Here is a 12,269-nt window from a genome sequence, read left to right as displayed (position 1 = left end):
GGATCTGAAGTTAAAGATTCAAAAGCCTCTATTTTTTATGGAAATATCTTAAATAAAACAATGATATTTACTAAATTTGTGGGACTTTAATTTTCAAATAAAAAATAACAGTATAATGTCAGAAAAATCAAAAATCTATTACACACTTACTGATGAAGCTCCAATGTTGGCTACACACTCGTTTTTACCTATTGTAAAAGCTTTCACTAAATCAGCAGACATTGAGATCGCAGTTCCGGATATTTCTTTGGCAGGAAGAATTTTAGCTAACTTTCCTGAGTTTTTAAAAGATGACCAAAAGATTGGTGATGCTTTAGCAGAATTGGGCGAATTAGCGACTAAACCTGAGGCTAATATCATCAAATTACCTAATATTTCAGCTTCTGTTCCTCAGTTGGATGCAGCTATCGCTGAATTACAAGGAAAAGGTTTCGCCGTTCCAAATTATCCTGCTGAGCCTAAAAATGATGAAGAAAAAGCCATCAAAGCTAAATATGCTAAAGTTTTAGGTAGTGCTGTAAACCCTGTATTAAGAGAAGGAAACTCTGACAGACGTGCTCCAAAAGCTGTTAAGAACTATGCGAAAGCAAACCCTCACAGAATGGGTAACTGGGCATCTGACAGCCAAACTGACGTAGCACACATGAACAATGGTGATTTCTATGGAACAGAAACTTCTACAACATTAGAAAATGCTACAAAATACAGAATCGTATTCAAAGGAAATGACGGTTCTGAATCTGTATTGAAAGATTTTGCCGGTCTTCAGGCTGGTGAGGTGATCGATTCTTCTGTAATGAACCTTAATGCTTTGAAAGTATTCGTTCAGGAAGCTATTGAAGAAGCTAAGAAAAGAAATGTACTTCTTTCTGCTCACCTTAAAGCTACGATGATGAAAATCTCTGACCCTATTATTTTCGGGGCTATCGTAGAGACTTTCTTCAAAGAAGTATTTACAAAATATGCTGAGACTTTCAAATCTTTAGACATCAACCCAAATAATGGTCTTGCTGATCTTTTCGAAAAAATCAAAGGAAATGCTCAGGAAGCTGACATCAAAGCTGATATTGAAAAAGCTCTTGCTGACGGGCCAAGAGTAGCAATGGTAAATTCTGATAAAGGAATTACCAACTTCCACGTTCCTTCAGACATCATCGTTGATGCATCTATGGCTGCTCTTGTAAGAGGCGGAGGTAAAATGTGGAACAAAGACGGAAATGAAGAAGATACTGTTTGTATCATTCCAGACCGTTCTTATGCAGGTTTCTATCAGTCTGTAATTGATGATATGAAAGCACACGGAAAGCTGGACCCTACCACAATGGGATCTGTTCCAAACGTAGGTTTAATGGCTCAGAAAGCTGAGGAATATGGTTCTCACGACAAAACTTTCCAATTGTCTGCTGACGGAACTGTAGAAGTTCAGGATGAAGCTGGAAATGTTCTTCTTTCTCAAAAGGTAGAAAAAGACGATATTTTCAGAATGTGTCAGACTAAAGATGCTCCTATCCAGGACTGGGTAAAATTAGCGGTGAACAGATCAAGATTATCTGATACTCCTGCTATTTTCTGGTTAGATAAAGGAAGAGCTCACGACAGAGAAATCATCAAAAAAGTAGAAAAATATCTTGCTGATTACGATACTACAGGTCTTGACATCAGAATTCTTGATGTAAAAGATGCTATGACTGAAACGCTTAAGAGAGCAAGAGAAGGAAAAGATACTATTTCTGTTTCAGGAAACGTATTGAGAGATTACTTAACAGACCTTTTCCCAATTCTTGAGCTTGGAACTTCTGCAAAAATGCTTTCTATTGTTCCATTGATGAATGGTGGTGGTCTATTCGAAACCGGAGCTGGAGGTTCTGCGCCGAAACACGTTGAGCAATTCTTAGAAGAAGGATATTTAAGATGGGATTCTCTAGGTGAATTCCTTGCACTACAGGCTTCTTTAGAGCATTTAGCACAAACTCAGGGGAACACAAAATCTCAGGTTTTAGCGGATGCATTAGATGAAGCAAATGCTAAATTCTTAGCTACAGATAAATCTCCTGCAAGAAAAGTAGGTCAGATTGACAACAGAGGTTCTCACTTCTATTTAGCCATGTATTGGGCTGAAGCTTTGGCTAACCAGACAGCTGATGCTGAACTAGCGGCTCAGTTTGCTCCGGTTGCACAGGCAATGCAGGAAAACGAAGAGGTAATCAACGCTGAATTAATCGGTGCTCAGGGTAAACCTCAAAACATTGAAGGGTACTACAAAACGGATACGTATAAAACATACGCAGCGATGAGACCAAGCACTGTTTTAAATGAAATTATTGACGGAATCTAATTTTTCAGGATTCTCAATTGATAATACAAAAACCTCGCAAATTGCGGGGTTTTTGATTTTGGTAACCTATTCTTGAAACAGCACAAGCCTTTTTGTGCTTCCTATATATTCACAAAAACTAAATTTATTATCATGAAAAACTCACTGCTTCTTTTATTCGCAGCCCTATCAGCTCTATCCTATATATAAAGGTAAAAAATCAGAAACCAGCTCTGATACGGAAAATAGTATCAATTTCGATGGATTGATCGGAAAACGGAATCTATTTATTAAAACTTCGGTAGCCCCCCTATTGAATTCAAGAAAGCCGAATAATCCACATATAAGTTCCCTATTAAGGGACTTTCTTATTGAAATCTTCTCCCAATGTAATCAAAAAATAAAAATCGACAACAAAAGAGAAGAAAAATAAAGAAAAGAACAAAAATTTAAACAATAACCGACATACATATATAAAAACATTGTTTTTTTATGATAAAAAAACATATTTTTACATATCAAAAAAAACAAACATGAAATTAAAATATATTTTCGGAGTAGGGCTTACTATAGCCTCACTATATCTTAATGCCCAGCAGCATTCTAAACAGAAAGAAAATTCAGATTCGAAAGTAAACAAAAAATACCTGAAACACATTCAGGATATTACCACAGCTTACCAGAAAAATGTAAAGTTCGCCAAAGAACATCATCAGAAACCTCCTGATGAATATTATCTGCAGGATTTTATTGCTACAATGGATCCGGAAACAGGAACGATAAATAACCAGAGCTATGTGGATCTTGAAAAAAAAGTAGAAAGCGGAAAATTTCAGCCTAAAACAGAGTTGAAAATCTTCAACGGAGCCAAAGGAAAAGGAAATACCGCTAGTAAAAACATCACTAATCTTTGGGTAGAAAGAGGTCCTTATTCTGTAGGCGGAAGAGTAAGAGGCATTATGTTTGACCCTAATGATACCACTGGCAAAAAAGTATGGGCAGGTGGAGTTTCCGGCGGACTATGGTACAACAACGACATCTCTGATGCAAATTCTGAATGGACATTGGTAGATGCTTTCTGGTCTAACACAACGGTATCATGTATTACTTCAGACCCTAACAATCCACAGATCTTTTATGTAGGAACCGGTGAAGTAGAAACCGGCGATTTCAGTGGATTAGGAATCTGGAAAACAACCAATGGAGGAGCTACATGGCAGCAGGTTTTCAATTTAGAAAATGGATATACGTCCGGAGTAAAAAGAGGAATGTATAATGTTCCTTCTATAAAAGTAGTCAACAACAATGGGGCTTCAGAAGTATATGCCGGAGTTTCCGGAACTTACTTTGGGGATACAGCAACATTTGCCGGCTTATATGAAGCAGGTTTGTATAAATCTACTGATGGTACCAACTTTACACTATTAAACAGTTTGCTTTCCACGGCTACCCGGGGATATGACATACAAGATATAGAAGTAGGTGCAGACAATTCTATCTGGGTAGCGACAAGACAGAGCCGATTCAGTGGATCTGCTTCCGGAGGAAGAATTTTCAAATCCACAGATCATGGTGCTACCTTTACGAATGTCTATAATGTAGGAAACAACAGTTCAAGGGTTATGGTAGAGGTTTCCAACACCAATCCTTTAAAAGCTTATGCCCTCATGCAGGGAGCATCAAATGCAGAGCCTGTCAGAATTGCAAAAACTACAGACGGTGGTACGACCTGGATCTCTACCAATGTAGCAGGATCAGGAATAACATTACCTAACCCCATAGATACGGGACAACCTGACAATGATTTTACCAGAGGGCAAGCATTCTATGATCTTGTTATTGAAACAGATCCTGACAATGATGAACACGTGTATGTAGGAGGGGTAGATTCTTATAAAAGCACCGATGGAGGTGCTACATGGACCCAGTATACCAAATGGTCAAATAACAACGTTATGGGAACTACCAATATATCCCTGGTACATGCCGACCAACATGCACTGGTTTTCAACCCAAGAAATCCCAACCAATTTGTAATAGGGAATGACGGTGGAATCTTCTTTGCTTCGGATAAAAACAATCTGGCTACCACTACTGCTCTTGGAATGAGAAATAAAAGGTTTAATGTGACCCAGTTCTATCATGGTACGCTAAACCCCGCCTCTACATTTGCTAACGAGCAGATGATCATGGGAGCACAGGATAATGGAACTCAGCAGCTAGCAGGTGCCGCACAACCCAATAATTTCTATACCAGCTCCGTAGTATATGGCGGTGATGGAGCTTATACCGGCTTTGATGATCTGAATAAGTATTTAATCGCTTCATATGTTTATAATAATCACTTTGTTTTCAATTCACAGGGAGGGTATTATCTGATCGACAGTGCTCTAAGAAATGCAGGACAATTCATCAATCCTCTTGCCATCGACAGAAATCTGGATATTGCCTATACCAACGCCAACGCATCAAACTCCACTTCAATTGTATTGAACAGGGTAAGTGGTCTTCAGACTCCTACGAGCCTGGTAAGAAGCCAGATTACGATTGCAACAGTAGCTTCGGGAGAATTTATTACAGATATTCTTGCCTCTACTTATACTACAGCAAGTACTACTCTTTTCATTGGCCTTTCCTCCGGAAAACTATATAAGGTGACCAATGCAGATACTACACCCGTTACTTCATTGATCAATTATAATTTTGGAGGTTATATTTCGGATGTTAAACTTGGATCTTCTGAAAGTGAGATCATGGTCACTGTTTCCAATTTTAATAAGACCAGCGTATTTTACACTACCGACGGCGGAACCAACTGGGCATCCAAAGAAGGTAATCTTCCGGATATTCCTGTAAAAGCCATATTTATGAATCCTCAAGATAATAATGAAGTGATTCTTGGAACGTATTATGGGGTATGGGGAACTTCTAATTTCCAGGCAGCCTCTCCTACATGGGCATTATATTCTGACGGCTTAGGCAAATTTAAAGTCAATCATTTTGATTACCGCCCATCAGACAAGACGATTCTTGCGGTAACTTACGGAAGAGGAGCATTTACGACCAGAATAGATAACACCAGCCTGTCTGCATCAGACGCTCCTCATAATCTTCTCAGCAACAAGGTATATCCTAATCCCACCAGAGGTCCCCTTCGTGTCAAGCTTGAAAACGGGAAGTCTATGGATATAGAGATCTATGATGCTTCCGGCAGATTGGTGATGACTAAAAAGAATATAAAATCTGATGAAGAATTTAATATTGAAGGTTTAAGTAAAGGAGATTACATACTGAAAGCTTTACAAAACGGAACAATGCAATACACTTCTGTAATCATTAAAAAATAACAATAAAAATTTTACAATAAAAAAACAGAAAGGAAAGATGATCTTTCCTTTCTGTTTTCTAATATTTAACGACAAGGTTAATGAAAAAAAACTACATAATTGCTCTTTCATTATCAATGATAGGTTTCGCCCATGCACAAGAGAATGAAAAAAATATTGACGAAATTGAAATTCACGCAAGAACAAAAGTAATAAAAGAGCGGGAAGAATTCAAAAGACATGCACAGTCTGCAGAAATCATTTCCGATTATGAACTCAATCGTAGCAACCCCTCATTTATAGAACAAAGTCTTGGTACAATGGCTGGAGTACAGGTTGAAAAAAGAACACAGCTTGGTGGACAGAGAATTATTGTGAGAGGATATGGTAATGATCAGAAATTCAACAATTGGGGCATTAAAATGTATCTTAATAATATTCCGCTTACGGGAGCAGATGGGGTAACCGTCTTAGATGATGTTAATTTTGGATTAGTCAACCGTGTTGAAGTCATCAAAGGACCCGCTGCTACATTATATGGTGGTGGCTCCGGTGGTGTCGTAAGATTTTACATACAACCTGAAAACAAAAAAGGAACTTCTGTTTCGGAACAATTCAATACAGGTTCTTTTAAGCTGTTTCAAAGTTCAACTTCCGTTACCAATGTTGGTGACAACTACTCTATTACTGCAAACTATGGACATATTGGGAGTGACGGCTACCGTCCTCATGGGAAAAGTATTAAAAACTTTTATAACATCAATGGAGAGTTTAAACTGAATCAAAATCAGAAACTTACCCTACTCGCTTCACATGGCAACTCACTGGAACAGGTTGCCGGCCAGATTTCTTACGATGACTATTATAATGGGATTGACAACGGAAACTTTGCTTATATCAGAAGAGGAGCCAAAACAAAATTCATCACTTCAAGAGTCGGAATCGGGCATATCTGGCAGATTACCCCTAATTTTAAAAACCATACTACACTATTTTATACAGGGACTACTGGTGACAGAATTGCTGCCGGCGCCTATGAAACGTCTTCATTTTCTAATTATGGGCTCAGATCTGTATTTAATTTTGATAAAGATTGGGGACATTTCAAAAGCCAGACAGAATTTGGACTTGAAATACAGCAGTCTCAGTCTACCATTACCAACTATCGTTACAAAAGTGTAACAAGTACAGAGTCTCCGGTTTTGAGACCTCTTTCAGACGGTTCTTATTTTAAGAATTTAAATAACCAATCCAATTATTTTGCCGTTGAGAAGATTACTTATAAGCCATGGGACTTGATGTTCCTTGCCGGGGTTAGTATCAATCAGATCAATTACAGCAGAAAAGATTTGCTGGCAATTCCTGGTTTATTTGTAGTCAATAATGAAAACCTTTATAAAAAAGATCTGTCTTTTGACAAACAGTTCAAAGCGGTAGCAACCCCTCATTTTGCGTTACAGAAAATATGGAAAAACCAGATATTCAATCTCAGCTATAGTGAAGGATATAATGCTCCTACTTCGGCCAATGCTTTTATCTCCGGGCTCAATGCAACCAATGATAACCTTCTTCCGGAAAGAGCAAAAATGTGGGACTTCAGTATTCAGGGACTTATAGAGGATACATCTATTGATTATCAGTTTTCTTTATTCAATATCCATATTAAAGATAAACTTACCCAGCTAGGAGCTAGAATGTCTAATCCTGAGAAAACACCTTATACCTACTGGGCCAATACGGGAGATCAAAAAAATAAAGGGTTGGAAATGAGTATAGGCTACTCCTACCAGCCTGTCGGTTCATTGATTTCAAAAATACAGCCCTTTGTCAACTATACCTATAACGACTTTAAATATTCTAATTTCAGCACTTATTTAAAAGAAAGCGGCAAGCCTGCTGATGTCTACAATTATGATCATAAAAACGTAGTTGGAGTTCCCAAAACGAAACTATCTGTAGGCCTGGATTTTGACACCCGGTTCGGATTATATTTGCAGAATACCTACAGCTTTATGGGAGGTGTATACACTGATTTTGCCAACACCAATAAGGTAAAAAGTTTTGGCCTTTTAAACTCAAAAATAGGCTATAAACATAGTTTCAACAAATGGGATGTGGATGTTTTTGTCATTGGAAACAACCTGACCAATCAGATCAATTACACCTTTCTGTTTTATGGAAACAGTATTAATGATTCGGATGCAGACAATCAGTACAACTCTTCTGTTTACACCGATGTCAGCCCCGGTCCCAGTAAAGCTTACTTCTTTACAGGATTTAATGTGAAATATAATTTTTAATATTGAAAGCTCTTTTTTAGACTGCCCCCTTAAAAGTTAGACATTTTTAAGGGGCATTTTTATTAATGATTAATGAAAGGACAATTGTCAGTTCTTAAACTCTGCAGCCTATTATTTATCTTAATTCATAAAACTTTCAGCGATCCATTCATAGGCAGGCAGTGTTTTCTTTGTAAATCCCAGCCCTGGCCATGGCAAATGAGAAGCTAATGCTCTGGTTTTGGTATCTGCTAATTGCTGCAGTAATTTCTTTCTCGAAGCGGTTGCAATATCCAGATCTGTATCGCCGGAAAAGCCCCAGTCAGGATGGGGGAAAAGTATAACATCTGAGTGAATAAGATCTGCAATATACAACAGCTTTTCATTCCCTGAGGATATTGTAGTGACAGTTAATCCGGGAGTATGTCCGGGAGCCAGCTGAAAATTGAAATGATCATACAATGCGTTGTTCAGGTCATAGAATTTCAATTGTGGCTGAATCGCTTTCAATATGTTCTGAAGTGCCGGAATAATCTGATTGAGCTTTTCCGGCTGCGCTTTCAGAGCACTGTTATGAAAATCTTTGATGGAAGCATTCATCCAAAAATCATGCTCAATCTTCGATATAAAAACGGCAGCGTTTGGAAAAACTGGATTATTCTGCTTATCCACTATCCCACCGATATGATCAGGGTGGGCATGAGAAATAAAAACATCGGTAACATCTTTCGCAGAGAAACCAGCTTTCTGAAGGCTTTTTAATAAGAACCCGGTTCTTTTATCAGCAAATATTCCCATACCTGTATCCATCAGAATCAGTTTTTCTTTTGTTCTGACAAGCAGGATATTGACTGCCAGATCAATATAATGTTCAGAACGGAAATGATCTCTGAGGATCTTTTTCATCTCGGATGCATTTCCTCTGGGAGCAAATGTTTCAAGGTTATCTTCACGGATATATCCATCAGTAAGAATAAACAGATCCAGGTCTCCTAATTTTATTTTTTTGAAACCTGAGAGGTCATCCTCTGTTTTTTCGGGAAATTCCGGAGTTTTTGCCAACACGCCTGAAAAAGGAATCATGCTTAATGTTCCCGCCAACAAACCATTCTTTAATAATTCTCTTCTGTTCATAATTCAGTTTTTTTTCCTTTTCATTATTCGTACATTCTTCCATTGAAAGTATAGCAACAAAAAACTGAGCTCCTGATTTTATACGGGAACTCAGTTCGTTATATTGATGTTAGTTATTAACCAGTTTCATTGAACCTTCACTGTATCTTTCTCCTACATTCGGGTATTTTTTCAGAATGGCATTGATGGTATCCAGATCTGACTGAGAAAGGTCAATATTGACTGCTGCAATATTTTCTTCCAGATATTTGATCCGTTTGGTACCCGGAATCGGGATAATATCGTCTCCCTGATTCAGAACCCAGGCTAAAGCAAGCTGAGTTCCTTTTACTCCTTTGGAAGCAGCAAAATCATTGATCTCGTTAGCCAGTTTTGTATTATTTTCAAGATATTCCTGCTGGTAGCGTGGCAGTGTTTTTCTGAAATCATCGTCTCCAAAATTCTGCACTTCACTGATATTGGCAAAAAGCCCTCTTGCCAACGGTGAATAAGGCACTAAAGATATTCCCAGCTCTCTGATAGTTGGCAGAATTTCATTTTCAATGTCCTTAGTAAGGATCGAATATTCTGACTGTAAAGCAGTAATCGGGTGAATTTTATTAGCTTTTCGGATCGATTCTGCAGAGGCTTCAGATAAACCGATGTATTTTACCTTACCTGCTTTTACCAACTCTGCCATAGCTCCTACAGTCTCTTCTACGGGAACATTCGGATCTATTCTGTGGGCATAGTACAGGTCGATTGTATCTATTTTTAATCTTTGAAGACTCAAATCTACAGCCTGTCTGATCCATTCCGGTGAGCCATCAAAATACGTTCCCGGAGCACCACTGTGACTGGCTTTTCCTCCCTCAAATCTAAACCCGAACTTCGTGGCAATAAAGATTTTATCTCGGTTCGGAACCAAAACTTTAGAAATCAGCTTCTCATTTTCTCCATTGGCATACATATCTGCTGTATCCCAAAAATTGACTCCTAAATCCAATGCTCTGTGTAGGGTATTGATACTCTCCTGCTCATCTGCAGGACCGTAAGCAAAGCTCATTCCCATACATCCTAATCCAATGGCAGACAGCTGCTCTCCTGTGTTTCCTAATTTTCTAAATTTCATGACGGTATTGATTTTAATTGATGAGACAAAATTAGAATACCTGTGGATCACCTTTGGTATAGAATTCAAACTAAGAATTATAAAATTCAAACAAGGTTCGCCCGAAGTGCATTGGGAGTTGTTCCGGTTTGCTTTTTAAAGTAATTGGTAAAGTAAGAAGGTTCTTCAAAGCCCAGGCCATAAGCAATTTCAGCAATATTCCAGTCTGTATGTTTCAGGAGTGCATTCGCTTCCTGGATAATCCGGCCTGTAATCTGCTGGCTCGTGGTTTTTCCTGTAATTTCCTTTACGGAACGGTTCAGTGAATTCACATGAATGGAAAGATTCCGGGCATAGTCATTCGGTGTTTTCAATTGTAAGGATGCATCAGGGCTATCTATCGGGAATTGTCTTTCCAAAAGTTCCATAAATAATGATGCAACCCTTTGTGAGGCATTCTGATAAGGCTCGAAACTTTCTGCAGGCTGCATTTTCATTGTCTCATGAATCATCAGGTGAAGATAAGCTCTGAGCATATCGTATTTGTGGATGTAATCGGACTGAATCTCAGTGATCATCTTGGTATAAATATCTGAAAGTGTACTCTGCTGGGCTTCATCTACAAAGAATACCGGAGTTCCCCCAATTTTGAAAAGCGGAGAATCCTGAAGGTTTCCCAGACGGCTTCCGTTTTGTAAGAACTGTTCTGTAAAGAGGCAAAACCAACCTTTCTGATCTTCATCATCAGCTTCCCAGGAATATGGAATGATAGGATTTGAAAACATCAATGCAGGCCGGTCTACCCGGATCCATTTGTCTGCATAATGGATCTTCCCCTTTCCTATGATCAGTGAAATTTTATAATAATCTCTTCTGCTGTAAGGCGCTAATGGTGAACAATATTCCCGTGAAAATACATTGAAGTGCCCCATTCCGTGAGGGGCAAGGCATTGTGGTCCCAGATTGGAAGCATTTCTTTCATAAAAGCCTTTCAGTGATTCGTTGGATTCCATATCTCAAAGTTATAAAATTCAAACAAATTAATAAAGAAAAAATAATTTAGAAATCAAAAGAGGAAACTAGAAGTAAGGCAGAAAGACAACAATTCTCTGCAAACTGCTTATTTTATATTTGAATATCTCCTGAAAGCAAAGTCAATCATTAGGTAATATCATTTATAAAAAAAGTGACCGACAAGATTGCCAGCCACTTAAAAGTGAATATATAGTTGAATGTTTTAATCCCAATCATCATGGCCATGACCATGACGATGTTTATTTTGTTTTTTGTAGTATTTTGCTCTTTCTTTATAATACTTCTCCTCCTGTTTACGGTATTTTTTATAATCGTTTTTATTTCTACCGTATATAATCACAGGATTTTGCCCTCTGTAATATCTCTTTTTGAACAGAATATATTTTTCTCTACCGAGAATCCTTTCCAGTTCAGTATACCGATCTCCTCTCCATCTTCCCGGATCTACTACATACACTCTATTCCATGAATTATAATCACGGTATCTGTCATTTAATGCATACACCTGATTAGCCTGTGTAGTAGACAATAAAAGATCAGCCACTACAGTCTGCCAGTTTACATCTGATATACTCCTTCTGTAGTCGTTATAATAGTCTGATTGGGCATAGCTCATACTGAACGTCCCAACCATCAATACAGTTAACAATAACTTTTTCATTTCATTCCTCTTTTAATTAAACATATTGATTTAGTCAATTAAAGTGCCAAATCTTAAACACAAATGCTAATATTTGTTAAGAAAAACCATAAACAACTGATTATCTTTGAAATATTTTCCAGGTTTTTGGAAAAAGTTTAGATGATATTTATTTTAAATTCAGGGAGAGGGGGTATTGATTTGTTAAACAGCAGTTGTCTGATCAGTACGATTATATTGGTATGGGAAATTTGATGTGAAGATTTTAAAAGCGTGTTGTTATAAGTTTTGGCTAAAGCCGTTGCATTGGATATTTATTGTATGGAGGCTGTCTCAAAAGTGAGGCAGTCTTTTTTTTGAGCATAAAAAAAGGAAAGCTTTTGCTTTCCTAATATTTGCAAATTGATTAATTTGCTGTGTGTTAAGTAATTCAAAGGTAGTCTTTAAAGAT

Annotated in this window: 7 protein-coding genes; 3 read left to right on the top strand and 4 right to left on the bottom strand. The window is 37.8% G+C overall.

Annotated elements, in window-relative coordinates; all coding sequences use genetic code 11:
* Positions 1 to 115 precede the first annotated feature (115 nt).
* From AC106K_RS23265 to AC106K_RS23255, 3 genes are all read left to right on the top strand, one after another.
* Positions 116 to 2,335 carry an NADP-dependent isocitrate dehydrogenase gene (locus tag AC106K_RS23265; RefSeq protein WP_482447894.1) on the top strand — a complete coding sequence of 740 codons (2,220 nt, stop codon included), beginning with the start codon at positions 116 to 118 and terminating at the stop codon, positions 2,333 to 2,335.
* Positions 2,336 to 2,847: 512 nt separating this feature from the next.
* Complete coding sequence (locus AC106K_RS23260) at positions 2,848 to 5,661, top strand: T9SS type A sorting domain-containing protein (protein ID WP_482447893.1); 2,814 nt, start codon at positions 2,848 to 2,850, stop codon at positions 5,659 to 5,661.
* Positions 5,662 to 5,741: 80 nt separating this feature from the next.
* Entirely contained in the window at positions 5,742 to 7,940 is a 2,199-nt protein-coding gene (locus AC106K_RS23255; protein ID WP_482447891.1) for a TonB-dependent receptor, read from the top strand.
* A 120-nt stretch (positions 7,941 to 8,060) separates the two neighbouring features.
* On the opposite strand, the gene AC106K_RS23250 is transcribed toward AC106K_RS23255, so the two are convergent.
* From AC106K_RS23250 to AC106K_RS23235, 4 genes are all read right to left on the bottom strand, one after another.
* On the bottom strand, positions 8,061 to 9,053 hold the full coding sequence (locus AC106K_RS23250; protein WP_482447889.1) for an MBL fold metallo-hydrolase: 993 nt from the start codon (positions 9,051 to 9,053) through the stop codon (positions 8,061 to 8,063).
* Between the two features lie 109 nt (positions 9,054 to 9,162).
* Positions 9,163 to 10,164 carry an aldo/keto reductase gene (locus AC106K_RS23245; RefSeq protein ID WP_482447888.1) on the bottom strand — a complete coding sequence of 334 codons (1,002 nt, stop codon included), beginning with the start codon at positions 10,162 to 10,164 and terminating at the stop codon, positions 9,163 to 9,165.
* An 86-nt stretch (positions 10,165 to 10,250) separates the two neighbouring features.
* On the bottom strand, positions 10,251 to 11,156 hold the full coding sequence (locus tag AC106K_RS23240) for a helix-turn-helix domain-containing protein (protein ID WP_482447887.1): 906 nt from the start codon (positions 11,154 to 11,156) through the stop codon (positions 10,251 to 10,253).
* 224 nt (positions 11,157 to 11,380) lie between these two features.
* Positions 11,381 to 11,839 carry a hypothetical protein gene (locus tag AC106K_RS23235; protein ID WP_047095165.1) on the bottom strand — a complete coding sequence of 153 codons (459 nt, stop codon included), beginning with the start codon at positions 11,837 to 11,839 and terminating at the stop codon, positions 11,381 to 11,383.
* Positions 11,840 to 12,269 lie beyond the last annotated feature (430 nt).

It is taken from the genome of Chryseobacterium sp. FR048 (assembly GCF_056844665.1).
The sequence above is the reverse complement of the archived record's forward strand: the minus strand, read 5'-3'. Positions and strand labels throughout refer to the sequence as shown.